Consider the following 24,074-nt stretch of genomic DNA (forward strand, 5'->3'; position numbering starts at 1 on the left):
TCGTCACACCTCTTGCTGGGAGTCGTTGGTGGATGTTCCGGCCGCCTCGCCGAGCTTGGCGTCGACCTCGGCCTCGGTCGGCATCGCGTCGGAGCAGGAAAGTCGGCTCGCGACAATGGCGCCGGCGGCGTTGGCGAAGATCACGGTGCGGCGGGTGTCCCAGCCCGACAGCAGGCCGTGGCACAGCGCGCCGCCGAAGGCGTCTCCGGCGCCGAGCCCGTTGACGACCTCCACCGGAACCGGCGGGATCTCGGCGGTAGAACCGTCCCGGTCCATGGCCAGGACCCCCTTGGGGCCCTGCTTGACTATGGCCAGCTCCACTCCGGCGGCCAGTAGCGCCTTCGCCGCCGCATACGGCTCATGCTCGCCGGTGGCCACCTCGCACTCGTCAAGGTTGCCCACAGCAACCGTCGTGTGCCGCAGGGCCTGCGCGTAGAACCCGCGCGCCTGGTTCGGGTCGGCCCAAAACATCGGCCGCCAGTCCAGGTCGAAGACCGTCGTCCCCGCCTTGGCCCGGTGAGCGAGGGCGGCCAGCGTGGCCGAGCGGCTCGGCTCCTCGCTGAGCCCGGTACCTGTCACCCAGAGGACCGCCGCGTCCCGTACTGCCCCCAGGTCCAGCTCACCAGCGGTGATGTCCAGGTCGGGGGCCTTTGGGAGCCGGTAGAAGTACAGCGGGAAGTCATCCGGTGGGAAGATCTCGCAGAAGGTCACCGGCGTCGGTGCGATGTCCGACGTACCGACGAACCGGCTGTCGACGCCGTAGCTCTCCAGTGCCTGCCGGACGAAGTCCCCGAACGGGTCCCTGCCCGTCTTTGTGATCACAGCCGAGGAGTGCCCGTACCGGGTCGCGGCCACCGCCACATTGGTCGGGCTACCCCCGAGATACTTGCCGAACGAGGTGACCTCCGCCAGCCCCACGCCGGTCTGAAGTGGATAGACATCCACTCCCACGCGGCCAATGGTCAGCACTTCGAACGGCATAGCACTGATTTCCCTTCGCTCCGGAGACTCCGGGGGTGGAGAGGTGGACTTGGCGTCTGAGTTGGTTGCGCCCGTCGGTGGCGGAGACGTGTGGGCGGGGCCGGCCGCCACGGATATCAGGAGGCGGCTTCCTCGGTGACTGCTACGGGTGCGGTGAGGTCGGCCTCTTCGGGGAGTTCCTCGACGTCGACGTCGAGGACCTGGGACAACTCGTGCTTGAGTGCGGCGAGTTCGGCGCCGCCGGCCATGTGGTTGGTCAGCTCCTCGAGCGTGATCTGGCTGCGCTCGGCGGAGAGTTCCATGGTGCCCAGGCGCAGCACGCTGAAGTGGTCGCCCACCATGTAGGCGTGGTGCGGGTTGTGGGTGATGAAGATGACGCCCAGGCCGCGGTCGCGGGCGGCGGCGACGTACTTCAGCACGACGCCGGACTGCTTGACTCCGAGGGCGGCGGTGGGCTCGTCCAGGATCAGCACGCGGGCGCCGAAGTAGACGGCGCGGGCGATCGCCACGCACTGGCGCTGGCCGCCCGACAGGGTGCCGATGGGCTGCTCCAGGTTGTCCAGGATGATGCCCATGTTGCGCAGCTCTTCGTCCGCGGTCTTCTTCATCTTCTCGATGTCGAGGCGGCGCACGGGCCAGGGGCCCTTGGTCATCTCGGAGCCGAGGAAGAAGTTGCGCCACACCGGCATCAGCGGGACCGTCGCCAGGTCCTGGTAGACGGTGGCGATGCCCTTGTCGAGCGCGTCGCGCGGGGTGGAGAAGCGCACCGGGGTGTTGTCGACGAGGAACTCGCCCTCGGTGTGCTGGTGCAGCCCGGAGATGATCTTGATGAGGGTGGACTTGCCGGCGCCGTTGTCGCCGAGCACGCAGGTGACCTGGCCGGGATGCACCGTCAGGCTCACGCCGTGCAGGGCACGGATGTTGCCGTACGCCTTGCCCGCGTTGCGCAGTTCGACGACCGGGGAGTTCTTCTCGGGGGCCCTGTCCGCGAGGACAGCGCCGTGGGTGCCGGTTTCGTTGGTTGTCATTCGGGTCACCTCCGGGTCGCTGTGCGCTGGACCCACAGATTGATCAGGACAGCGCCAAGGAGCATCACGCCGAGGAAGGCCTTGAACCAGTCGGGGTTCCAGCCGGCGTAGACGATGCCCTGCTGCACCATGCCGAACATGAACGCGCCGAAGACCGGGCCGATTGCGGAACCAGAGCCGCCGGTCAGCAGGCAGCCGCCGATCACCGCGCCGGAGATGTAGATCAGCTCGATGCCGACGCCCTCGCCGGACTGCACGGTGTTGAACGAGAACAGTTGGTGCATGCCGACGAACCAGGCGCCGACGCCGACCAACATGAACAGCGAGATCTTCGTGAAGGCGACCGGGACGCCGACCGCGCGGGCCGACTCCTTGTTGCCGCCGACCGCGAAGATCCAGTTGCCGTACTTGGTGCGCAGCAGCACCCAGGTGGCGGTCGCCGCGAACAGCAGCCACCAGAAGACGGTGATCTTCACCTGGACGCCGCCGATGTCGAAGCTGGAGGCGAAGACCTTCCTGGCCCGGTCGAAGCCGTCCATGTTGCTGATGTCGTCGGTGGCGACGTTGCCGGTGACCAGCTTGGTCACCGCGAGGTTGACCCCTTGCAGGCTCAGAAAGCTGCCCAGGGTGACCAGGAAGCTCGGCAGTCCGGTCTTGACGAGCATCCAGCCGTTGAAGAAGCCGATCGCCAGCGACACGATCAGGGCGGCGATGACGCCGGCCCAGACGTTCATGCTCAGCTGGTAGGCGGTCATGCTCGCGGTCAGCGCCGAAGTGATCACTCCGACGCCGGCCGACAGGTCGAACTCGCCGCCGATCATCAGCAGTGCCACCGGGACGGTCACGATGCCCAGGGTGGAGGACTGGTAGAGGATGTTCGCCATCGAGCTGGCGTCGCGCACCGGCGGCGCCGCGATCAGGAAGAACACGTAGACGGCCACGGCACCGAGGAAGACGCCCACGTCGGGGCGGGCCAACAGCCTTACGATCATGGACCGTTCGGCGGTGCGCCCGTCGGTGTCCTTGGGGCCGGGGGCCGACGGTGTGGTCACCGCCGGCTCGGCGTACTGGGTCATGCTCGTCACCGGGTTCCCTTTGCGGCGAAGGCGGCGACCTCGTCGACGTTGGACTTGTCGACGAAGGCCGGGCCGGTCAGCACGGGCTGCTCACCGCCGCCGCTGTAGTTGCCGTTGTTCTTGTAGAGCCACAGCGCGTCGACGGCCAGGTAGCCCTGGAGGTAGGGCTGCTGGTCGACGGCGAACTGGATGGAGTTCTTCTGGATGGCCTTGATGAGGTCCTTGTTGAGGTCGAAGGTGGCGACCTTCGCCTTGCTGCCAGCGTCCGAGACCGACTGCGTGGCGGTCAGCGCGATCGGCGCGGCAAGCGTGACCACCTCGTCGATGGACTTGTCTGCCGAGAGCTTGGCGGTGATCGTCGACTTCACCGACGGCATGTCGGCTCCGTTGACGTAGAGGACGTCGGTCTTGCCGGAGAAGGTCTTCTTCACGCCGTCGCAGCGCTGGGTCAGGGCGACGTTGCCCTGTTCCTGGACGACGCAGACGGCGTGCTTGGCGCCGATGTCATTGAGCTTTTTGCCGAACGCCTCGCCCGCCACGGTCTCGTCCTGGCCGAAGTACTCCAGGAGGCCCAGACTCTTCCACTGGCTCAGGCCGGCGTTGAGGCCGGTCACGGGTATGCCGGCCTGCTGCGCCTTGGCCAGGACGGACTTCATGGCGTCCGGCTTGGCCAGCGTGACGGCAATGCCGTCGACCTTCTGGTCGATCGCGTTCTGCACCAGGTTGGCCTGGTTGCCCGCGTTGGGGTCGGCGGAGTAGACGAGCTTGATGTTGTCCTTGGCCGCGGCGGCCTCGGCGCCCTTGCGGACGGTGTCCCAGAAGGTGTCGCCGGGGGCCTGGTGGGTGACCAGCGCGACGGTCATGCGGGGCGTGGTGGCCTTGCCCGCCGACGCGCCGTTCGCGGTCTCCTCGGACTTCTTGCCCCCTGAGCTGCTGGAGCAGCCGGTGGCGAGAAGAGCACCGGTGAGAACGGTGGCGGCCAGTGCGGCGGCTCTGTGGTGTCTGTGCATGTCCCTTGCACCTCGCTGTGCTGATCAGGGTGGGAATGGGGTTCCGGCCTCGGGAAGGCCCGCGCCCGGCCGAGTGGCGCGGGCGAGCGGTTGATGAGAACGCCGTGTGCGGCGGAAGGTGTCGTCTGCGGCAGCCAATGGGTGTGTGCGGCTCGGCAGCATCTAGAACGTGCTACTAGTACGTTCTAGATGCCCGTACTATTGGATGCCCCGCTGGCGATGTCAAGAGGTTTGTCAGGACGTATCGACAACATGGACTGCCTGGCCGCCGACGTGATCTCGAGGATGTCGGGCGTTCGCTCCTGCTCAGCAGGCACCTCGCCGACGGCCCACCAGTACTGTGTGGCACAACCTGTGCGAAGCCGCTCTGAGCGAGGTCAAGGCGCACAGCACCTGTTGGGCCACCGTGCTGGACGCGCCCATCTACGACGGGCCCCGCGCCCAGACGACCCTGGAACGCTGGCACCAGGTCCACGGGCTGCTCGACCAGGGCGTCGACAACGCCGACTCGCTCACGCGCTGGATCGCCCAAGTCCGAGCAGCCGACCTGCCCCATCTACATGCCTTCACCCGGGGCTGGACCGGGACGTCGACGCCGTGATCGCCGGGCTCACGCTTCCATACAGCAACGGCCCCACCGAGGGCGTCAACACCAAGACCAAGCGGATCGCACGCCAGATGCACGGACGAGCAGGCTTCACCCTGCTTCGGCACCGCATCCTCCTCGGATAGCGGCACGCTCCGTCACCACCGAATGTGAGACAGGGCCGTTCGCTACACAGATCCGGGCAGCGCCGACTACAACGTGAAGTCTTCTTCCGGCACCACCAATGCCGCGGGACGACTCCCGTCGGTACTCGTCAGCTTCAGCTTGGGAGGGTGGAGCGGTGGGTGCTTCGTGCGGGTGGGGGCGGTGGATCTGCCGCACGAGGGAGGCGCTCGTATGGTCCGGGCTGGCCGACGTGGCGGGCGTCTGGCGCGGGGCCGCCCATGGAAGCGAGACAGAATGCGAACTGGAGGCGGCACTCTGCGTCCTGGCTGACTGCGGTGCCCCGGTGGAGAACGAGCCGGAAGCCCCCTGCCTGCGGTGGGGTACGACTACGCACAGGCCCTCCGCAAGGCGGCTGTTCGCCACAGAAGGCCGCATCGTGTGACCGAAGCACAGCGCTGGCTGCGGACAAGACGTGCTTTCCGGCACATTGATCGAGGACATGCAGGTGTGGAGCGCCTGTCCCTCAGTGGTCGGGGCTGCCAGGGTGAGGCGTGTGCGCGCGAGGGTGCGCGCGGTGGCGATGGATGGCTGTGCTTGCCGCGCTGAGGCCCAGACAGAAGATCAGTGCGAGGGCCAGGCCGGAGCAGAAGATGGCCAGCGCGTTCATGGTGGCGATGTCCTGACCGAGTACGGACACGGTGTACTCGGGCCCGCCGGAGAGGTTGTCGGCGATCACCAGGCCGGTGAAGACCCCTGTGGCCGCCAGGAGGAGCAATCCGAGGACGATCATCTGGGTCATCTCCTCGAGGGAACTGTTCCACTGGTACTCGCGACGCTGACCGTGTACCCCACAGTCCTGCCCAGGACACAAAAACGATGCGCGGAAAATGCGGGGCGCCGAGCATCGGTCCTTCTGCGGGCATGCCTTCGGGGCCTGCCGGCCTGTCGACAACGCGCGTGACGCGTTTCATCTGGTCAGCAGTCCAGCGCACCTTCGGTGCGCGCCGGGGGCGTGGTAAATGCCGTGGCACGCGCCGGAGATGCTTCTGTCTGCCCTGATGAGGGACGGGCCCTGTTCGGGATCGTGAAGTGGTCGTTCCGGCCGAAACCGATGCCTCTGTGATGCTGCGCAGCTCGCTGGTCAGCATGGTGCTGAGGGCCGACCACGGGGACCGTGGAGCGTTGCTGTGAGCACGTGCGTCAGAATTCCTGATCCACCCCGGCCCTCCCGGGACGGCGTTCCTCCTGGCCCTTCATGGATGGAAGGAGCGGGCCGTGGACGTGCTGCACGAACGCTGCGCGGGGATGGACATCAGCAGGAAGGACGCCAAGGTGTGCGTCCGGACGCCGAGTGCCCGGCGCCGGGGGTCCTTCACGACCGAGACCACGACCTGGGGCGCCACGGCCAACGCGGTCCTGGCCCTGCGGGATCATCTGCTTGCCGCGCAGGTGACGCTCGTGGTGATCGAGGCCACCTCGGACTACCGGAAGCCTTACTACTACGTGCTGGCCGAGGATCTGAAGGTCATTTTGGTCAACGCGCGGCAGGTCAAGAACCTGCCCGGCCGCAAGACCGACGTCTCGGATGCCGCCTGGCTGGCCCAGCTCGGCGCCCACGGGCTGGTCCGTCCCTCCTTCGTCCCGCCGCAGCCGGTGCGTGAACTGCGGGATCTGACTCGAGCCCGCACCGTCACCACGCGCGAACGCGGCCGTGTAGTCCAGCGCCTGGAGAAGCTGCTGGAGGACACCGGGATCAAGCTCTCCGCGGTCGCCTCCGACATCATGGGCGTCTCCGGCCGGGCCATGCTCGAAGCCCTCATCCGCGGAGAACGCGACCCGCAGATCCTCGCCGACCTCGCCAAACGCAAGCTCCGCAACAAGATCCCCGAGCTCACCGAAGCACTCACGGGACGCTTCCGCGAACACCACGCCTTCCTGGCCCGGCTGTATCTGGACCAGTACGACCAGCTCACCGCCATGATCGACCAGCTCACGGGGCGGATCGAGGAGGCGATGACCCCCTTTCGTCCCGCGCTGGACTTGCTCGACACCATCCCCGGCATCAACCGGGGAGTCGCCGACGTGATCATCGCGGAGACCGGCGGGGACATGGCCCGGTTCACCTCGGCCAAGCACCTCGCCTCCTGGGCCGGGGTCTGCCCCGGCCACCATGAGTCCGCCGGCCGCACCAAGAGCACCAAGGTCCGGCCCGGCAACCCCTACCTCAAAGGCGCCCTCGGAATCGCGGCGTTCAGCGCGGCGCGAACCAAGGACTGCTATCTGCAGGACCGTTACAAGCGGCTGGCCGCACGTCGCGGCCCGCTGAAGGCCCTGGTCGCCATTGAGCACTCGATCATCACCGCGGTCTGGCACATGCTCACCGATCCACGAACTCGGCGGCACCTACTTCACCCAGCGGGACCCCGAACGCGCCACCCGCCGTGCGATCACCGCATTGAACCAGCTCGGCTACACCGTCACGCTCAACCCGATGGAAGCCCCAGCCTGACCGCCCCGAGCCCGGACACCCGACGGCCTCCACAGCCACCGGGCACCCAGCCCTGCCCACACCCCTCCTGACCTGCTCCTATTTACGCGTCAGAGGACGATGTGGTCCTTCTTCTGCCCGGGCGGGTGGCGTAGTGCGCATCAGAGCAGCAGGAGCCCCGCGGCAAGGGATCCACCGAGCCCGGCGGTGAGGTCGGCGACCGTGTCGGTGTAGCCGACCGGGATCTCTTGGTGGGCCACTTCGGTGGCCAGCCACTCGTACATTTCCCACACGGCCGCGATCGTGGTTCCCAGAGCGGCGGTGATCAGCGGGCCGGCGGGGCGGCGCAGGGCTGGGTCACCGGGCGCGGGCAGCAGCCGCCACTTGGACAGCAGCAGGTGCAGCGTGGCCGCCGTGGCGCCGGGTGTGATGGAGTGCACGACGGTGTCGTACCAGTCGGCCACGCGGTACCAGTGGCCCACGGAGGACCATGTGGCCCAGGTCAGTGCCGCGCAGAAGACGAGGTCGAGGGGTGCCGGGAGCCGGGAGCCGGGAGCCGGGTGGCGCGGGGCACGAGCAGGACGAGGAACAGCAGGCCCAGGTATACGGCGCCGTCCCCGGAGGTGGCGGCGACAGTGATGGCGCTGACCAGCGCCGTGGCACGGACGGCGTCGGCGGTGAACCGCGCGGCACGAGCCCGAACGTGGGGCATAGAGCGCCGACTGCCCCTCTCGGCGCCGAGTAGTCGTGCCACGCACGTCCGTGTTCCGCAGAGCCCGCCACCCGACGGGGGCGCCGTAGAGAAGGGTGCGGTCGCGGTTGCGGAGGTGCAGGTACCGACCAGGCGCGGAACCCGGCCCGGTGCGGCGGTGGCCGACACCGCAGCAGAAGGGCATCGGATGCACACCGGGCGTTTCTCCTCGGGGAGCCGGTTGGGTACGGGTGCCGTGAAGACGCGCCGATGTGAGGGAGGCGGGCACGGTAAGGGGACCAGGGCTCCACGGCCTGGCGCACCGGCATCGATGAGGGCAGAAGTGCAGCAGGCAGGGTGCACGGCTGCCGGAGGCCGGCAACAGTCGGCGTGCACCAGGAACACACCCCCCGACGCCGGGTGTGTCACCCGTCGGTCGGCGAACGGCGGCACCCGGCCATGCGGTCAGGGGGCGGGGCTGTGCGCCCAGCGCCCGGCCAGCGCCTGTTCTACGCGCTGGGTCAGCTCGGTCAGCCCGACGCGCTCGGCGGGGTGGAGATTTTGGGCCTCGATGGTGGAGCGCAGCGTGGTGAGTGCGGCGACGACGGGCGGATGCCGGTCGGGTGCGCTGCTCCAGGCGAGCTCGCGCAGCAGCATCGCGATGCGGGCGAGGACGGCGGGCTCGGCGGCGCCGTAGCGCAGCGGTTGGGTCACCGCCAGATCCAGCAGGTCGTCCAGGTTCGGGCGTCGCAGCACCACTCTGACCTGCTGGTCGTCGTCGAACAGCAGGTGGGAGCCGAGGTCGCGCTGCGCCAGCTCGCACAGCAGCGCGGAGGAGTGGGACAGGGCGTGGATAGCGGTCGTCGGGTCGTTGACGCCGGGGGAGAGTGCTTTGGCGGCGATGTCGGTGAGCTGCCGCAGGCCGAAGGCGATGTCCTGGAGGTCGGTGCGTTCGGCACCGGTGATCACTGCTTCGGCGGCTGCTTCGATCAGACGTGCCCGTGTCTGGAGGGCGAACGGCTCGCCGGCGCGTGGCCAGGCGGCTCCCATGGGTGTTCCGCGGATCAGAGAGCTTCCGGGGCTGCGGTCGATGAGCAGGACGGCGTCGGCTTCCATGGCTGCCTTCAGAAGGCTTTCCTCGTCCACGGAAGTCAAGAAGCCGGAAGCGCCGACGGTCAGGGGCAGCGCGTTCGCGGGTGGTTCCGGTGGTGCGCCACGATGGTTTCTGGCAGTTGGGTCCCCACGTGGCGTGTCCTTCATGTCCGGGAGGAGCCGTTGGATGGTGCGGTCGGCGGCGGAGTGGACGCTGCTCATCATCGTCTCGACGCGGATCTCTCGCGCCAGGTGCGACAGGAAGAGCACGAGGGCGAGCATGCTGGCCAGCGTGAGCAGGAAGGCCACCGTGACCGACAGTTGCGGGACGAAGTCGCTCTGCTCGTCCTCGCCGGTGCGTACGGTGCGCAGCACGGTCAGGGCGTAGGTGAACGTGGTGAGGAAGAGTGCCAGAGTCGTCTGGACGTACCGGTCGGCGGTGAAGGTCCGCAGCAGGCGCGGGGAGAACTGGCTGCTTGCCAGTTGCAGCGTCAGCACCGTGAGCGAGAAGGTCAGTGCCGTGACCGTGACCAGGGAGCCGGCGATCGCCTCCAGCACCGAGCGCGCGGCGTCCGAGTTGCCGCTGAACAGGTAGTCCCTCAGCCAGGACGGCATGTCGTGCTGGGTTCGTTTGTCCACCCGCGGCATTCCCACGCCTGCGACGACGGCGAGCGTGACTCCCAGCGTCGGTAGCGGCCACAGCTGCGCCCGGAGCGTGTCACGCATGGGCACAGGGGATGTGAGTCGGTAGCCCGGTCGGGAGCGAGGGGGCCGCCGAGGCGGGAGGAGTGGGCAAGTGCTTGGGCATTGGCACGAGCCCACGGTACAGACCGTGACAACTCGGGCGAACGCTGAAACGCCACTTCTGATCGCCTGGACACTGGTCGCCGGCGCCCTGTACGGCGTGGGGATCCTCGGCAGAGGGCCGGAGGCCAGAGGGGGCGCACACCCGCGTGGCTGAGACCGAGCGGTTGCGCAGGGTCTGGCGAACATGAGCACCCCCTGGATGAATGACATCGCCGAGGGGATGCGGATTCTCGGGGGCGCCCTGGGGATCGCGGCATGCGTCGCCGTAGTCGGCACGCTCGCAGTGACCGTGCCTCGTAGCTTGCGGCACCGCTGGTCCTGCTCGGCCCGGCACTGGTGGGTCAGGTGACGCTCTTCCCGTACTGGTGGCCCGCCACCGGCCGGACGTTCCGCGTCGGACCTCCGAGCTGCCGTCGACAGCGAGCTTCCCCTCCTGCCACGTGACCGCGCCGTGGTCCTCACCATATGCACAGCGGTCATTGCCTTCCGGGCTACCAGCCGCCTCTGTGGCGGACAGGCGCCGTGGTCGACGACACCCTGCCGGTACGCGGAAGGCGAAGAGAGCGCGTCAACACAGGCCCTCCCGGGGGCTTCGGGCTCCGGCATGCGATCTCTCCACCGCGCGCACGCCGATGGCTAACTGCGGTAGCGCAGCAGCAGCATCGCGGCATCGTCATGCGGCGGGCCGGCGGCGTGTCGCGCCACGTCCTCGCGCAGCGCTTCCAGGGCACGGTGCGCGTTGGGGTCCTTGAGCAGATCGGCCCGCTCGGCGAGCGGATAGAAGTGGCCGTGGTCGTCACGGGCCTCGGTGACGCCGTCGGTGTACAGCAGCAGCTGATCACCCGGCCCGAACCTCACACGGAAGGGCTCCGGGCTCTCGGTTCCGTGTGTGCCCAGTCCCAGGGGAAGCGCGTACGAGGCGGGCTGCGGGAACTCGGCGGTGCTGTTCCGGCGTACGAGCATCGGTGCCGGATGGCCGTAGTTCAGGAAGACAACCTCATGGTCGGAACTGACCTCGGCGAGGATCGCCGTCACGAACTTCTCATCCTCCAACTCCCGTGCCGCACTGCGCTCCAGCCGTTCACCGAGTCCCAGCAGGTCGGGTTCGTCATGGGCCGCTTCCCGGAAGGCGCCGAGCACTACGGCGGCCGTCTCGACCGCGGCCAGCCCTTTGCCCTGCACATCGCCCACGATTACTCGGATCCCATGGGGGGGGGAGGAAACCACCTCGTACAGATCTCCCCCGATCCGTGCCTCCGCGACGGCCGAGGTGTACGACACCGCCGCCGCAAGGGGCCGGCTGTCAGGGGGACCGGTCGCAGGAGCACGCGCTGGGCGGCCTCCGCGATCGAGCGCACGCTGGCCAGTTCCGCCTCCCGGCGGGAGCGCATCGCAGCGGCCGCGATCCCAGCGCCGGTGACCCCCGCCACTGACCCCATGGCCGCGAAACCCCGGCGCTCCTCGAACAGTCCGTTGTAGAGGCCGAGCCCCACACACAGCAGGAACGCCCCCGCGCCGATCACTGCCGTACGGCGCCAGCCTCCGACCAACCCCGCGAACGCCGGCCCGAGCGACACCAGCGGCAGCAGCCCCACCCTGGGGCCGGCCATGATGTCGACACAAGCCACCACCGCCATCACTACGACCGGCATGCTGGACAGCACCCGGGTACCTGACTGCGGCTTCTTCACGGTCATTGGTGTACTCCAGTGGCTTCGCGACACCGGAGCGCCTCAGACCCCCGGCGCCCCTCCCACACTTTTAGCCATGCAGTGGCTGTTACGGCGACGGCTCTCGTCGCGGCCCTCTACCCAACCGAGGCCGCGATCCGACATCACCCGACCTTCGGGGAGACGCGATGAGGCAACCGGCTTTCCTGGGCGGGTGGGTACTGGCCGGTGGGGCGTTGCCGCGGCTGGCTGCTCGCGCAGTACACAGCCGGCGGGCTGACCTCCGCAGCGGCGGAAGGTTAGGCGGGGGCGGGGCGCGGGCTTGTCCACACTCCCCGAAGGCGGGGGCTCCGGGGCGAACCGCACACGACTGGTTAAAGCACTGGCGAAGGAGAGCTCCGCCTGGCTGCTTCTCGCCGTCGAAGAACTCACGGGGCCAACCAGCGCGGGAAGGACCGCTCAGGTGCCCGCCGCACCGGACAACTGCAGAGCCGACCCACCGCCGACCCACCTGGGCTGAAGGCCGCTTGCCTCAGACCAGGTCCTCGTGTGCGCCGCATGATCCGGCCTGACAAATGTGATACTCCGGACATGGTTCCATGGCTTGCGCGCCTGTGTCTGCTGCTGCCAGTGACCGCCGCGGTCGTCGCCTTGGCCGGCGGCTGCTCCGGTAGCCCGGCGCCGACGAGTCCTGCGCGTGCGGCGGCTCAGAGGGCCGAGAACGATCTGCAGAACGACTATCAGACCGTGATTGACAACGTGCTGCCGTCGGTCGTCCAGATCGAGACGGGACGAGGTCTTGGTTCGGGCATTGTCTACGACGACGAGGGGCACATCGTCACCAACGCGCATGTGGTCGGTGTCGCCAGAGAGTTCAGGGTCACCGTGGCGACAGGCGAGCAGCCGCTGACCGCGAAATTGGTCGCCTCCTATCCGGAGCAGGACCTGGCCGTCGTGAAGCTGGACCGGGTCCCTGCCGACCTGAAGCCCGCAGTGCTCGGCGACTCGTCGAAGGTGGAATTGGGCCAGATCGTACTGGCCATGGGATCGCCGCTGGGCCTGTCCGGCAGCGTCACCCAAGGCATTGTCTCGGCGGTCGGCCGCACCGTGAGCGAGAGCCGCGGAGGTGGCGGCCCCACGGTGACCATCGCCAACATGGTGCAGACCTCGGCTCCGATCAACCCGGGCAACAGCGGGGGCGCGTTGGTCAATCTGGACAGTGAGGTGATCGGCATCCCGACGCTGGCGGCGAGGGATCCGGGGCTGGACGACAGTGCGGCACCAGGGATCGGATTCGCGATCCCTGCCTCGACGGTCAAGAAGATCGCCGACCAGCTCATCAGGGATGGCAGGGTCACGGACTCGGGCCGGGCGGCGCTGGGCATCACGGCCCGCACGGTGCTCAATGAGAACTACGAGCCCTTGGGTGTAGCGGTGGTCGAGGTGACGGAGGGGGGCCCAGCGGACAAGGCGGGACTGCGGCGCGGGGACATCATCACGAAGGTGGATGACGCGGAGATCCGGACCATCACCTCCCTGGCCGAGGAGCTGGCGTCGCGCAGACCGGGTGAGACGGTGCGGGTGATGTACCTGCGGGACGGAGAGCCGGGGGCGGTGAACGTGACATTGGGCGAGGCATGAATCAACGGACCGACTCAGCGTGATCAAAGGGTCCGGCCGACACCCTGGATCTGCAAGCACTTCGCCCCCGACCGGCTCCTGCAGCGGACTCCTCGTCCCCTTCCATGAAGTCGATGCGCAGCTCAGTGGTGCCGGTCCCGCCGGTGCTGTGTTTTCCATCCAGGTACGGCGGTACCCGGCAGATCGCATACATCGTGGATCCCGGCGGGGTACCACGTGAGGAGGTATGCGGGTGTCCGTACCGTTGGAGGACTACGTCATGATCGGCGATACGTACACGGCCGGGCTGGTGAGCCGGAGGGGCTCCATCGACTGGCTCTGTCTCCCGCGGTTCGATTCCGGAGCCTGCTTCGCCGCCCTGCTCGGGAGGCCCGAGCAGGGCCACTGGTCCCTGTCACCCGCGGCGACAGGGTGGTATCGCGGTGACAGCCTGGTCCTGGAGACCAGCTTCTCCTGCGTGGAGGGAGAAGTCCGCGTCATCGACTGCATGCCCACCCGCAACCGCTGGCCGGATGTAATGCGCAGAGTCGAGGGCGTACGTGGTCGCGTGCCGATGGCAGCAGCTTCATGTCACGCTTCGACTACGGCGGCATCGTGCCCTGGTTGCGGCCGGACGGCAGGCGACTGCAGGTCATAGCGGGACCTGACCACCTGACCGTCGACTCCGGCGTCGACTTCGACGTGCACCCTGATGGCCACGCTGTTTCCGAGTTCGAGGTCTCCGCAGGCGACGCGGTGCACTTCCACCTGGGCCGGACCGCAGGAGAGCAGGGCGGGCACCGGCACGAGGGCCCCGGAACCATCCTGCGCGTCATGGGTGCCTCCTGGCTAGGTCTGGCCGCTGGGCGACGGCGAGCGGTGCCGAGTGAACGACGGGCTATGGGCTGGGGCGGGCCCTGGTCGTAGGTGGGGATCTACGGGTGCACGTTGCACGTCATGGAGCCTGCTTCTTCCACACGCATGGTCAAATTCGACGAAATCGCCGTCCGTACAAGCCGGCGAAGACGACGGGGCACGCGGGAGCAGGTGGTAGGACTCGCGTGCCTGATCAGCTGATCAGCGTCCGGGGGCTCCGTTGTGCAGCCGTATTTCCGTCGTTGCGTCGTCCTTGCTCTTCCACTGCTGACCCTGGGGGTGGGCGAGGTGGGCAGGATCGAAGTTCTGGTCGGAGTACCACCCGGCCGTCCGTGTGGGAGCCGCCGTGGCTGCGGGCCGAGTGACGGTGCAGCAAAACGACGAACGGGCATATGCGGGTCCCGGTGGCCGGGAGTCAGAGGTGCGACGATCAGGCCACGCGCCCGCCGCCCTGCTCGGACTCCTCCTCTTCGTCGGGCAGGTGGACGTCGTGGACCGCGATGTTCACCTCCACGACTTCCAGACCGGTCATGCTCTCCACCGCCTGGATGACGTTGGCGCGCACGTCCCCGGCGGTGTCGACGATGGAGGCGCCATACTCGACGACGATGTCCAGGTCCACAGCCGCCTGACGCTCGCCGACCTCCACACTGACCCCTCGGGTGATGTCGCTGCCGCCCCCAGGAACGCGTTCCTTCACTGCCCCGAACGCCCTGGCCATTCCTCCGCCGAGGTTGTGGATCTCGGGGATCTCACGGGCCGCCATGCCTGCGATCTTGGCTACGACCCGGTCAGCGACCGTGGTGTCTCCGCGTATCCCCGGAGGAGCGTCGGTGCCCCTGCGGCCTTTCAGGGTCGTCCCCTTCTCGCCCGTTTCGTTGCGGGATCTCGTCGTCGTGTTGGTGCCGGTGCGGTCCGTGGTCTCTGACATGGCGGTCACCTCGCGCTCTCGGAGCGGGTTTGCGAGTGTTGTCTTCCCTTCCCACGCTAGACCAGTCGGACTTAATGGGAAAAAGGTGGCCAGACGGGCAGTCAGTTCGCGTCGGTGAGGAGGGCTTGCTGGTCGGCGAGGGCGAGGGCGATGGCCAGGGCTCCGGCGGCCGTCGGGTGGAGCGGGGCGCGGTCCGCCGGCCCTTGGACGTACGGCTGGGCGCTGCACAGCCGGTGCCCTTCGAAGTCCGGCTTCACCGTGGTGAAGCCGGCGGCTTCGGCTCCTTTCCGCAGGATGGCGTTGAGGGCGGCCAGTCGTGAGCGCAGTACCTGTGTCTTCTGCCGGGTGAGACCTTCGTCCTCAAGGCAGCTGACGTCCGGGCCGAAGGGGTCGTAGTACTCGTTGACCACTACCGCTGGGTGTTGGGGAAGGGTGGCCAGGATGCGTAGGAGCCTGCGGTAGTCGAGTGCGAAGCGGGCGAGCCGGTCCTGGAAGAACGCCGTTGACGCGCGGTCGTCGCACGATGGAGAGATCGCGCAGAGCTGGACCAGGTCCGCCCAGCGCACGTCGTTGGCTCCGACGCTGACCAGGACGACGGACGCCTCGGCGGCTCGCTGTGCCTGGGCGATCTGGGGCGGGGCGATCTGTTCACCGAGGATCTGCACGCCGAGGATGCCGTCGCGGACGGTGGCGCCGGAGCAGGCGAGGTTGAGTACGTTCCAGTCGTTGGCCCTGGCGAGCGCCTGCGGGTAGGAGTCCGCGCTGCGCCAGCATGCCCGGTCGAGGTCACTGGGGTCGGGCAGAGGGCGGTTGCCGCTTCCCGCGGCGGTCGAGTCTCCCAGGGCTACCGCCCGTACGTCGCCCAGGGGCGGGCCTTCGGCCCGGGGGACCGGGGCCGGAGGGCTGTCGCCCACCAGATCCTGCAGGGACCGTACGTCGCGCAGCGCCTGCGGGGTGTCGGAGGCCAGCAGGTAGAAGCCGATGGCGTTGACTGCGTTCACCAGGGCGAGGCCGCCGGCCAGGGGGAGCAGCATCAGCCCGGCGGCCACCGCGGTCTCCCAGGCGCCGTAGCGCACCCACCCGGACGCCAGCTTCCGGCCCACCTCCAGAGTGAGCCGTTCGTGATCGCCGGATCGCAGGAGGCGGGCTACTTCGGCGTCCTCTCTGATGCGGGTCAGCTCCAGCCGGGGCCTGATCGGTCCGTCGAAGTGTGGTCTGGTCGGGATCGTCTGGCCGAAGAGATCGAGCTGGCCGGGGCCGGACAGGCTCCAGGTGAGCGGCGCGGCGCCCACGCGAACCGTCTGGCCGGCCGTGGACACCGGCTGCAGCGGGGTGATCAGCACGGCCAGCCACACCGCCGCCAGTGCCAGCCCCGTGAGGCCCACGGCGTACGCAGTGGCGATCATCAGCCGGCGCCGCCCTCGACCGGGCTCGTGCCGTGTGGGTCGTTGCCGCCTCAGCCTCACCGGTTCGGCTTCCGTGTTCTCGGCGCGGCGCGGCGGGGGTGCCGGGGCCCTGGTTCACGGCGGCGGCCGGGGAACAAGCATGCACCAAGAACCCGCTTGGCCGTATGCACGGTTCCCCGCTTGCTCACCCTCTGTGGCCATCGCGCTGTCGCGGTCGTCATTGCGGTGAGGGGGACGTCAGTCCAGGTGCGTCGGTGGCGTCGTCGTCGACGTAGGTAGGGATCTGGGAGTGCACCTGCAGGGCGATCTCACCAGCGCGTTCGAAGCGCAGAGTGATCCACACGTAGTCCCCGCCCCGGATCTGCTGGCGCAGGTCTCTGAGCAGCAGGTGTGCGCGCCCCTTCTCCAGCTCGACGAGCTTGCCGGTGGGGAGCGCGACCGGTCCTCGCACCGCGCCATCAGCGTCCACGATGTCGACGGACCGTGCGACGGTCGTCTCCGCGCCGAGCAGCCTGTCGGACTCTTGCCCCTGATTGAAGAACCAGACGTAGAAAGGCGCGTCGTCCCCCTTTTCCCACGGGCCGTCGGGGGGTTCGGCAATGTGGGCATAACGAATCAGGACCGGTCCGACACGAGCGTTGGCGCCAGGTGGGTTGTAGTCGCCCCCATCGCTGCCGCACCCCGTCGCGCCCACGACGACGGCGAGACAGCCCACCACAAGGAACGCGACTGCCCTACGCCAGGGTCTCGATGTCCTCAAGCTCATGTTCATGGCATTTCTCTCCGTAGTCCCGGTGGCACATGAGCCGCCGTTCATACGCATGCCACGCGAACCGCTGCCGCGTGTCAGTTCTTGGACCAATCGGAGGACGTGGCACGCAGAAAGAGCTGGCGAGGTGAGAAAAGGGAGCCGACCAGCGGGACACACGTCTTCCAGGGCACTCCGGCCGGAAGCGAGGTCATCAGTCCGCCGCAGCGGGTACGACGGCGACGGGGCAGCGGGCGGTGTGCAGGACTTCGCTGCTCACCGAGCCGAGGAGCAGTCGGCGCAGGCCCGTGCGCCCCCGCGAGCCCACCACCAGCAGATCAGCCTCCTCGGACAACTCCGTCAGACGCGTCGCCGGACGCGCCCACTCGATGTGCAGTTCGACCGGCACCCGCGGATGCCGTCCGCGAAGCTCAGCGATCCGTCTCCCAACCAGACCCCGAGCGCTGTCCTCGGTCTCGCGCACCTCGCGTGCGGCGGCGGTGGCGCTGCCTGGACCGGGCAGCAGCGCAGGCCGGTGCAGGGCATGCACGACGTACAGGTGGGCTGAGCGGCGGTCGGCCTCCGCGAAGGCGAACTCCATTGTCTCCGGCGAGTAGTGCACGAGGTCGGCGCCGACCACGACGCGCTCGCGTGACGCTCCGCGGTGTGGACAGGGACGCGTCACCAGCACGGGGCACAGGGAGTGTGTGGCGACCCGAAGGCTCACCGAACCGAGGACCAGACGTGGAAAGCCGCCTGTGCCGCGATGCCCCAGCACCAGCAGGCACGCCTCCGCCGAGCGCTCCACGAGCGTCGAAGCGGGATCACCGAAGGGCAGTTCGCCGACGACGGCCAGATCAGGGAACGCGGAGCGGGCCACGGCCTCGAACCGGTCCACCACCGCCGCGCCCCGCTGCACGAGGGAGCCTCGCCCGGCCTCGTCCTCCTTGTCCCAGCCGAAGGGACCGGGCAGCATGATGGCGTGGGCAATGTGCAGGGGGATTCCCCGCATCATGGCCTGACGGGCCGCGTAGCGCACAAGGACATCCTGGTCGTCGGCGTCATCCACGCCGACGATGACAGGCTTCACGTCAGCCATCTCGGCTCCTCCCTCCGAGAGCTCCGTCACGGCCTGCCCCGGCCTGGTCCTCAAGGGACGGCCGCGGATGTGGACGGAGCCGGCCCGAACGGCTGCGACGTATCGCTTTCATCGTTGTCCACGTACCGAGAGGATCACTGCGAGCAGCAGCCCGATGCCGGCCATGGCTGCGAGCGCTACAGCGACTTTGACCGTCCACGAGCGCTCCGTATCGCCGCGGAGGGCTGTTTCGCGGCCCGCGGCACCGCCTTGCTCCGCCTCGTCCGTGCTCGGGTCCCGGTGCCCGTCGTCCGTGCTTCGATCAGCGTCGGCTGCGTCGGGGAACTGCTGGTTGATCGTGTCGATACGTCGTGCCAGAGCCGGATCGTCGTCGGCCAGGCGTCGCTCGATGAGAGCGAACGCGTGTGCCTCGTCCGGTGAACTCATGTGGGTCACCTCGGCGTCGAACGAACGGATCCGATGTCTGGGTGTGACCCGGCCCCGTGCCTTGGTGCGGTGGCGCCGACCAGACGTTTACCCGACCGCCTGCGGGAACACCGGGTACCCGTCCCCGGAAGGCTCACGCGTGGTGGGGGTGTGTCAACTTAACGGCTGATCTTGGTTGTTGAGTTATCGCTGGTCGGTGGGGGTCAGGCGGCCGTCGAAGGTGATCTGGAAGGCGTTGAGGGGTGCCTTCCAGCGCATCGTCCAGCGGCGCCGGCCCTTGCCCGTCGGGTCCAGGCTCATCAGCGCCATATAGACGCACTTCAACGCGGCGGCCTCCGAGGGGAAGTGGCCGCGGGCCCGAACCGCCTTGCGGATGCGGGCGTTCACACTCTCAATCGCGTTCGTGCTGCAGATGACCTTGCGGATCTCGACGTCGAAGGACAAGAAGGGCACCATCTCGGCCCAGGCGTCGGACCACAGCTTGATCACGGCCGGATACTTGGTGCCCCACTTCTCGGAGAACTCCAGGAACCGCTCGGTCGCGGCGGCCTCGCTCGGCGCGGTGTAGACGGGCTTCAAGTCCTTGGCGACCTTGTCCCAGTCCTGGCGAGCGCAGTACCGGATGCTGTTGCGAATCAAGTGAACGATGCATGTTTGGACGACGGTGCGGGGCCAGACCGTCTCGACCGCGTCCGGTAGACCCTTCAGCCCGTCGCAGACGAGCATCAGGACATCTTCAGCTCCGCGATTCTTCAGCTCGGTGAAGACCTGAAGCCAATGCTTGGCACCCTCCCCGCCGTCACCGGCCCAGATCCCGAGAATGTCCCGGGTACCCTCGACAGTGACGGCCATCGCAACGTAGATCGGTCGGTTGGCAACCTTGCCATCGCGAATCTTCACGTTGATGGCGTCCACGAAGACGACGGGATAGACGCGATCGAGCGGGCGGGCCTGCCATTCCGCCATGCCCTCCATCACCTTGTCCGTGATCGTGGTGATGGTCTGCTTGGACACCTCCGCCCCGTACACCTCGGCCAGATGAGCCGATATCTCCCCGTGCGTGAGGCCCTTCGCGGACAGGGAGAGCACCATCTCGTCCACGCCGGTCAGGCGCCGCTGCCGCTTGCGGACGATCTGCGGTTCGAAGGTGCCGGCGGTGTCGCGGGGCACCTTCACCTCGACCGGGCCGACGTCGGTCAGCACCGTCTTGGCCCGGGTGCCGTTACGGCTGTTGCCGCTGTTCCGGCCCGTCGCGTCGTGCTTGTCATAGCCGACGTGATCGGTGATCTCGCCCTCCAGGGCGGACTCCAGCACCCGCTTCGTCAGCTGCTGCAGCAGCCCACCCTGCCCGGTCAACTGCAACCCCTCCGACCGGGCACGCTCCACCAGCATCGCGACCAGTTGCTCGTCGGACACGGGCACAGGCTGCCCGGACCGGGCACTCTCGACAGGCTCCACGGTCTCCAACTCCACGGCGGTATCAGTCACTTGGCTTCACTCCCATGATCGTCGGATCCGCCGTTAGATTGGCTCTGTCCCGTAATCGGTGGTAGCGCTGTGTGGTGATCACTGGAGGAGGATGCGGTGGCGGAGCAGGGAGAACCCGGCTCGGCCGTGCATCTGCCTCATGATCTTCTTGGTTCGTGTGTTGACGCCTTCGGTGCGGCCGTTGTGGTACGGGGTGGTGAGTCCGGCGTCGACGGCTGCGCGGTCGAGCTCAAGGCCGTTCGTGAAGGAGTGCAGGTGGGGCAGGTCGGTGGAGCGAACTGCGGTGATCCAGACGGTGAGCTTGACGTCGTTGCCCTCGGCCGGGGTCAGCAGCTGCGCGAACTCGCCGGTCAGGCGGGCGAGTCCAGTCATCTCGGGGCAGGCTTTGGTGAGTTCCCGCAGCAGTGCGGCGTCCTTGTCGCGCAGGCTCTCGGGGCGGGTCAGGAGGAGGCGGGCGAAGCGCTGCGGGGTGGTGACGGGCTTGTCGCCCTCGGCCCGGCCCTGGGTGATGTAGCGGTAGAGCAGGTTGAGGCTGCCCGTGTATCCCAGCTCCTTGACCTCCCGGAACAGTTGCTTGACGGGGACGGCCGGGTCGGCAGCGCGACGGGCGCGGAGGTGGTCGCGGTAAGGGTCGACGAGCGTGGGCCGGTACCGGGGTGCGCGACGCTCGGCGGTGGGCTCCTTCATGCGGGCGTACCGCTTGACGGTGTTCAGTGCGACGTCGAGGCGGCGGGCGCATTCGAGCAGGCCGACACCCTTTTCGAGCAGGTCGTGGACCTGCTGCCAGCGTTCGCGGGTGGTCTGCTCGCGGACGCCCCCGGGGCGGGCGGGGTTCACGGCGGTCGCCCAGCACGCGGCGTGGGAGCGGACCTCGGCCAGGACCTTGCCGCACAGGTTGCTCCACAGATGCCACCTGTCGCTGACCTGCACTGCTTCGGGCAGGGCCTGGCGGATCGCCTCGCCATAGGTAGTGGAGCCGTCCCGGCAGACGTACTCGGCCCCGGGATGCTCGCGCAGCCACACCGCCAGGGTCTCGGCGGTGCGATCGGGCAGGACGTCGATCCGCTCGCCGGTCTCGGCGTCAATGATCACGGTGGCGTAGCGGTGCCGGCGCTTGAGGGCGAAATCGTCGACGCCGAGCACGCGCGGGACGCGCAGCGGCGGGACCGCCCTGCGCATGAGTATGCGCAGGGCGGTCGAGCGAGAGATCCAGCAGGCCAGCACGCGTGAGAGGCGTTCACCCGCCCGGCCCGCTAACTCCTTGACCACAGAGCCGAGTTGGTCGGCCAGACGGTTGGTCCGGCGCTGGTAGCGCTCCACGACGCCGGGAACCTGCTCGCGGAACGTCTGCCGCGAGCAGCCGAGCACCGGGCACACCAGCCGCCGCAACCTCACCGAGACGACGACCCGCCGTCCGTCCATGGGCACGTCCGCGACTCTCCGCCCGTGGAACCCGTGCACCCGCCCTGTCGGCGTGCCGCACTCGGGGCACGGCACCAGATCGTGCCGGGTCCGCGCCGTCACCCGGATCAGGCCGCCCTCGTCCGCCACACCCTCGATGACCAGCGCCGACAACCCCGAAAACACCACGCTCACAAGCTCGTTGACATCTCGCACACCATGCCAACGATGCCCGTCACTCGTCGTTACCACCGATTACGGGACAGAGCCGTTAGATTTACACTCCCCTGCTGCACGGCCTCGTAGACGAAGGTCTTGGACGACTGGCCGCGGCAGGAGTACAGGCCCACGCCCCAGGCCGAGGTGACCGGCAGGAGCACGCCACCGACCGAGTCGCTCTCGCACCAGACCTCGACGCGGCGGGCCTGGGAGGCCCACAGGTTGCGCCGGTAGCTCTGTGTGTTGTGATGCATGGCGTCGTCGAGCGAGTCGTACTGGGTCTCCTGCCGGATCATGCGGGTGCCGTCGGTGATCCACTCCCAAGGAAGCCTCCCGGTCTCCCGCAGGAAGCCGACCTCACGGACGACGACGGAGTAATTCCGGCGGGAGTGGCCGGTGTCCTTGTCCCACAGAAGTCCGATGCCGAGGTAGTAGACGTGGCGGACGCTGCACGGATGTGCTGCCTCCGCCAGCTCGCAGATCGCCGCCCGTAGGGCCTCCACCTGCGCTTTTGTGCGGCGAGGCCGTTTTATGGAGCCAGCGTCATAACTCGCCATGCCTCCAGTGAACGCCCGAGGCAGTGCCGCCGTCACCGCCTCGCGAACCCGCGCGTCTTTCAGCTGATCCCGGACTACTTGCCCCATGGGCCAGCTGAGGCCTGCGGACCAGTCTGATCAGGCGCTCGCCTCAGCGACAGCCGCTCGGAACTCCTGCGTCATCAGGGCCACCGAGCCGCGCTGAACGGGAGCCCCGCCCGGCTCTGCCGACACCCTGGCCACTGCGGCGCTCATCCGCTCGTACATCGCCGCGTCGACCACAGCGCGATACGCCTCGGGGACCTCCCTGGTGTCCCGGACGGCGACCATCGTGCCGAAGCGGGTGCCGATCTGCCCGATCGTCTCGATCTTCCAGTCCAACTGCCGGGCTGCCTTGCGCATCGCGGCCCTGATCAGATCGACCCCGCCGAGCCCGACGGCCTCCTCGTCGTCCAGGCGCACCTCGTAGGTGCCGCCGTAGCCGCTGGCCCCCTCGGGACAGGAGCGGCGCAGCAACGGGACCAGGGCCTCGGCCATGGCCGTGCAGCGCGGGTCCTTCGTGTAGGAAGCCATCTGCGCATCGTAGAGCTGCGAGACAGCGCGCACCCTGGTTCGGCGGGGGGGGCACTCACTCGAAGTGGGCCGCGGCGTACGGCGTCGCGCCGCGCGTGCCTGCCGGTCAGACAGGTTCGAGGAGGTCGACGACGGAGAGCCCGGTCTCGCCGTTGACAAGCTGCAGGGCGACTTCGGCCCGGGCCGCCAGATCGAGCGGGTCAAGGCCTTCGGCGTACGCGGCGTGGACGATGCGGTCCAGGCCCGCTCCGACCAGCGGCGCGGCGGTGCGTAGCGAGGCATCCAAGGCCACGCCCTGTGTGGCGCCCCCGTGCAAGATGATGTTCCGCGTGCGGTACAGCCGGCGCAGTGCGATCCGGAAGGCACCGGCGACGTCGCCCAGCACCGGGCGGGGGTCCTTCACCAGGTCGGCCATGCGCTGGGCAGCGGGACGGTCGCTGTACTTCGTGGACGATCCGGTGAAGTCCAGTGCCGCCGCTCCGTGCGCGTCCAGCGCCTCGGCGACCAGACGGGCGCGCTCCTGGTTCGTGGTGCAGGCCCTGATGTCCCGGGCGGGCGCTGTCACGTTGTTGGGTGGGTAGGTGTCTGATGGTGCGTCGTGGCGTGGTGGAGCCCGGTTCCGGGCTGTGCTCAGGCCGTGGTGGAGGGGTAGGCGGCGCCGGTGATCTGCTCCCAGATTGCGAAGCGGACGGTCATCTCGGCTCGGTAGTGGTGTGCGGACAGCCGGTGGCGTCGGGGTCGGAAGTGGGGTGAGATGCCGCTGAACGCGGCCAGGAACCGCTGGGCAGCGCCGGTGCTGCGGAAGCCTTTCATCGCTCGTTCGCGCTGCCTTGTTGGCTGGTGGCTGTTCTCCGCCCGGTTGTTCAGCCCCTTGTGGGAGCGGTGCTCGACGGAGGGCATGACCTCGCGGTGGGCCGCGCCGTAGGAGCGGAGCTTGTCGGTGACGATCACCCGCGGCACCGTGCGGGTCTTCTTCATCAGCCTGCGCAAGAAGTGCCTGGCCGCGGCTTTGTCCATCCAGGACCTGCTGAACTGCTGGACCGGCACCTGCACCACCTGCCACCGCCCCCTGCCCAGAACGCCCACCACCAGCCCAAGCACAAGAGCCAGAGCAACCTAACGGAGTCCTACTAGGGCCGCATCAGTCAACGTTCGCCCCGTTGTTGGGCCTGTAGTAGGTGTCGTCCGCTTGCTGC

General features: G+C 68.4%; 21 protein-coding genes and 4 pseudogenes. 5 read left to right on the forward strand and 20 right to left on the reverse strand.

The genetic code is table 11. From position 1 onward, the window contains the following. Window positions 1-3: 3 nt before the first annotated feature. The 4 genes from iolC to E4N62_RS26160 form a co-directional block, all read right to left on the reverse strand. Window positions 4-981, reverse strand: a complete 978-nt coding sequence (iolC, locus tag E4N62_RS26145) for a 5-dehydro-2-deoxygluconokinase (RefSeq protein ID WP_230218617.1) — start codon at window positions 979-981, stop codon at window positions 4-6. A gap of 116 nt (window positions 982-1,097) precedes the next feature. Next, window positions 1,098-2,009, reverse strand: a complete 912-nt coding sequence (locus tag E4N62_RS26150) for an ATP-binding cassette domain-containing protein (protein WP_230218619.1) — start codon at window positions 2,007-2,009, stop codon at window positions 1,098-1,100. A gap of 5 nt (window positions 2,010-2,014) precedes the next feature. Further along, a complete protein-coding gene (locus E4N62_RS26155) occupies window positions 2,015-3,085 on the reverse strand; it encodes an ABC transporter permease (RefSeq protein WP_230218660.1) in 1,071 nt (356 codons plus the stop codon). A gap of 5 nt (window positions 3,086-3,090) precedes the next feature. Next, complete coding sequence (locus E4N62_RS26160; protein WP_230218621.1) at window positions 3,091-4,095, reverse strand: substrate-binding domain-containing protein; 1,005 nt, start codon at window positions 4,093-4,095, stop codon at window positions 3,091-3,093. Between the two features lie 340 nt (window positions 4,096-4,435). On the opposite strand from E4N62_RS26160, the pseudogene E4N62_RS26165 reads away from it, so the two are divergent. Further along, window positions 4,436-4,827: pseudogene (locus tag E4N62_RS26165) on the forward strand (transposase); the annotation flags it as partial. Between the two features lie 503 nt (window positions 4,828-5,330). Here E4N62_RS26165 and E4N62_RS26170 read toward each other — a convergent pair. Beyond that, window positions 5,331-5,606: a hypothetical protein gene (locus tag E4N62_RS26170; protein ID WP_230218623.1), complete on the reverse strand. Its 276-nt coding sequence runs from the start codon at window positions 5,604-5,606 to the stop codon at window positions 5,331-5,333. Between the two features lie 476 nt (window positions 5,607-6,082). Here E4N62_RS26170 and E4N62_RS26175 point away from each other — a divergent pair. Continuing rightward, window positions 6,083-7,316, forward strand: a pseudogene (locus E4N62_RS26175) (IS110 family transposase). A gap of 140 nt (window positions 7,317-7,456) precedes the next feature. Here E4N62_RS26175 and E4N62_RS26180 read toward each other — a convergent pair. The 4 genes and pseudogenes from E4N62_RS26180 to E4N62_RS26195 all read right to left on the reverse strand — a co-directional run bounded on the left by E4N62_RS26180 (window position 7,457) and on the right by E4N62_RS26195 (window position 11,582). Further along, complete coding sequence (locus E4N62_RS26180; protein WP_230218625.1) at window positions 7,457-7,777, reverse strand: hypothetical protein; 321 nt, start codon at window positions 7,775-7,777, stop codon at window positions 7,457-7,459. Window positions 7,778-7,797: 20 nt separating this feature from the next. After that, window positions 7,798-8,007 (reverse strand): hypothetical protein, encoded by a 210-nt coding sequence (locus tag E4N62_RS26185; RefSeq protein WP_230218627.1) that lies wholly within the window; start codon window positions 8,005-8,007, stop codon window positions 7,798-7,800. Between the two features lie 444 nt (window positions 8,008-8,451). After that, a complete protein-coding gene (locus tag E4N62_RS26190) occupies window positions 8,452-9,804 on the reverse strand; it encodes a DUF2254 domain-containing protein (RefSeq protein ID WP_230218630.1) in 1,353 nt (450 codons plus the stop codon). A gap of 717 nt (window positions 9,805-10,521) precedes the next feature. Continuing rightward, window positions 10,522-11,582, reverse strand: a pseudogene (locus E4N62_RS26195) (PP2C family protein-serine/threonine phosphatase). A 564-nt stretch (window positions 11,583-12,146) separates the two neighbouring features. Between E4N62_RS26195 and E4N62_RS26200 the strand changes: the two are divergent. The 3 genes from E4N62_RS26200 (at window position 12,147) to E4N62_RS26210 (ending at window position 14,102) form a co-directional block, all read left to right on the forward strand. Further along, entirely contained in the window at window positions 12,147-13,196 is a 1,050-nt protein-coding gene (locus E4N62_RS26200) for a S1C family serine protease (RefSeq protein WP_230218632.1), read from the forward strand. Window positions 13,197-13,422: 226 nt separating this feature from the next. Next, window positions 13,423-13,833 (forward strand): trehalase-like domain-containing protein, encoded by a 411-nt coding sequence (locus E4N62_RS26205; RefSeq protein ID WP_374117066.1) that lies wholly within the window; start codon window positions 13,423-13,425, stop codon window positions 13,831-13,833. After that, complete coding sequence (locus tag E4N62_RS26210) at window positions 13,764-14,102, forward strand: hypothetical protein (protein WP_230218680.1); 339 nt, start codon at window positions 13,764-13,766, stop codon at window positions 14,100-14,102. Before E4N62_RS26205 ends, E4N62_RS26210 begins: the two co-directional genes overlap by 70 nt. Before the next feature lie 379 nt (window positions 14,103-14,481). Here the strand turns inward: E4N62_RS26210 and E4N62_RS26215 are convergent, their stop codons facing one another. From E4N62_RS26215 to E4N62_RS26265, 11 genes and pseudogenes are all read right to left on the reverse strand, one after another. After that, the gene (locus E4N62_RS26215) at window positions 14,482-14,982 is read right to left on the reverse strand and encodes an Asp23/Gls24 family envelope stress response protein (protein ID WP_230218634.1); all 501 of its coding nucleotides are present in this window, start codon (window positions 14,980-14,982) and stop codon (window positions 14,482-14,484) included. A gap of 101 nt (window positions 14,983-15,083) precedes the next feature. Then, entirely contained in the window at window positions 15,084-16,388 is a 1,305-nt protein-coding gene (locus tag E4N62_RS26220; RefSeq protein WP_230218636.1) for an SGNH/GDSL hydrolase family protein, read from the reverse strand. 217 nt (window positions 16,389-16,605) lie between these two features. Then, on the reverse strand, window positions 16,606-17,160 hold the full coding sequence (locus E4N62_RS26225) for a copper chaperone PCu(A)C (RefSeq protein ID WP_230218639.1): 555 nt from the start codon (window positions 17,158-17,160) through the stop codon (window positions 16,606-16,608). Between the two features lie 190 nt (window positions 17,161-17,350). Further along, a complete protein-coding gene (locus E4N62_RS26230; protein WP_230218641.1) occupies window positions 17,351-18,235 on the reverse strand; it encodes a universal stress protein in 885 nt (294 codons plus the stop codon). Window positions 18,236-18,343: 108 nt separating this feature from the next. After that, entirely contained in the window at window positions 18,344-18,661 is a 318-nt protein-coding gene (locus E4N62_RS26235; protein WP_230218643.1) for a hypothetical protein, read from the reverse strand. Between the two features lie 183 nt (window positions 18,662-18,844). Further along, complete coding sequence (locus E4N62_RS26240) at window positions 18,845-20,053, reverse strand: IS256 family transposase (protein ID WP_230218670.1); 1,209 nt, start codon at window positions 20,051-20,053, stop codon at window positions 18,845-18,847. Between the two features lie 174 nt (window positions 20,054-20,227). Further along, on the reverse strand, window positions 20,228-21,736 hold the full coding sequence (locus E4N62_RS26245; RefSeq protein WP_230218672.1) for an ISL3 family transposase: 1,509 nt from the start codon (window positions 21,734-21,736) through the stop codon (window positions 20,228-20,230). A gap of 59 nt (window positions 21,737-21,795) precedes the next feature. Then, a complete protein-coding gene (locus E4N62_RS26250; protein WP_230218645.1) occupies window positions 21,796-22,272 on the reverse strand; it encodes a hypothetical protein in 477 nt (158 codons plus the stop codon). Between the two features lie 171 nt (window positions 22,273-22,443). Continuing rightward, the gene (locus E4N62_RS26255) at window positions 22,444-22,878 is read right to left on the reverse strand and encodes a hypothetical protein (protein ID WP_230218648.1); all 435 of its coding nucleotides are present in this window, start codon (window positions 22,876-22,878) and stop codon (window positions 22,444-22,446) included. Between the two features lie 106 nt (window positions 22,879-22,984). Continuing rightward, a complete protein-coding gene (locus E4N62_RS26260) occupies window positions 22,985-23,443 on the reverse strand; it encodes a hypothetical protein (protein WP_230218650.1) in 459 nt (152 codons plus the stop codon). Between the two features lie 65 nt (window positions 23,444-23,508). Further along, a pseudogene (locus E4N62_RS26265) lies at window positions 23,509-23,892 on the reverse strand (transposase); the annotation flags it as partial. Between the last annotated feature and the right edge of the window lie 182 nt (window positions 23,893-24,074).

It is taken from the genome of Streptomyces sp. MNU76, from assembly GCF_020982545.1.
Classification (GTDB): Bacteria; Actinomycetota; Actinomycetes; order Streptomycetales; family Streptomycetaceae; genus Streptomyces.

Coding starts and splice junctions, on each gene's coding strand:
- E4N62_RS26240 (WP_230218670.1), bottom strand. CDS start 20,053: ATGCTGGTGGAGCGTGCCCGGTCGGAGGGGTTGCAGTTGACCGGGCAG.
- E4N62_RS26255 (WP_230218648.1), bottom strand. CDS start 22,878: ATGGCTTCCTACACGAAGGACCCGCGCTGCACGGCCATGGCCGAGGCC.
- E4N62_RS26190 (WP_230218630.1), bottom strand. CDS start 9,804: ATGCGTGACACGCTCCGGGCGCAGCTGTGGCCGCTACCGACGCTGGGA.
- E4N62_RS26185 (WP_230218627.1), bottom strand. CDS start 8,007: ATGCCCCACGTTCGGGCTCGTGCCGCGCGGTTCACCGCCGACGCCGTC.
- E4N62_RS26220 (WP_230218636.1), bottom strand. CDS start 16,388: ATGATCGCCACTGCGTACGCCGTGGGCCTCACGGGGCTGGCACTGGCG.
- E4N62_RS26155 (WP_230218660.1), bottom strand. CDS start 3,085: ATGACCCAGTACGCCGAGCCGGCGGTGACCACACCGTCGGCCCCCGGC.
- E4N62_RS26200 (WP_230218632.1), top strand. CDS start 12,147: ATGGTTCCATGGCTTGCGCGCCTGTGTCTGCTGCTGCCAGTGACCGCC.
- E4N62_RS26160 (WP_230218621.1), bottom strand. CDS start 4,095: ATGCACAGACACCACAGAGCCGCCGCACTGGCCGCCACCGTTCTCACC.
- E4N62_RS26170 (WP_230218623.1), bottom strand. CDS start 5,606: ATGACCCAGATGATCGTCCTCGGATTGCTCCTCCTGGCGGCCACAGGG.
- iolC (WP_230218617.1), bottom strand. CDS start 981: ATGCCGTTCGAAGTGCTGACCATTGGCCGCGTGGGAGTGGATGTCTAT.
- E4N62_RS26150 (WP_230218619.1), bottom strand. CDS start 2,009: ATGACAACCAACGAAACCGGCACCCACGGCGCTGTCCTCGCGGACAGG.
- E4N62_RS26235 (WP_230218643.1), bottom strand. CDS start 18,661: ATGAGTTCACCGGACGAGGCACACGCGTTCGCTCTCATCGAGCGACGC.
- E4N62_RS26215 (WP_230218634.1), bottom strand. CDS start 14,982: ATGTCAGAGACCACGGACCGCACCGGCACCAACACGACGACGAGATCC.
- E4N62_RS26210 (WP_230218680.1), top strand. CDS start 13,764: ATGTCACGCTTCGACTACGGCGGCATCGTGCCCTGGTTGCGGCCGGAC.
- E4N62_RS26205 (WP_374117066.1), top strand. CDS start 13,423: ATGCGGGTGTCCGTACCGTTGGAGGACTACGTCATGATCGGCGATACG.
- E4N62_RS26230 (WP_230218641.1), bottom strand. CDS start 18,235: ATGGCTGACGTGAAGCCTGTCATCGTCGGCGTGGATGACGCCGACGAC.
- E4N62_RS26225 (WP_230218639.1), bottom strand. CDS start 17,160: ATGAACATGAGCTTGAGGACATCGAGACCCTGGCGTAGGGCAGTCGCG.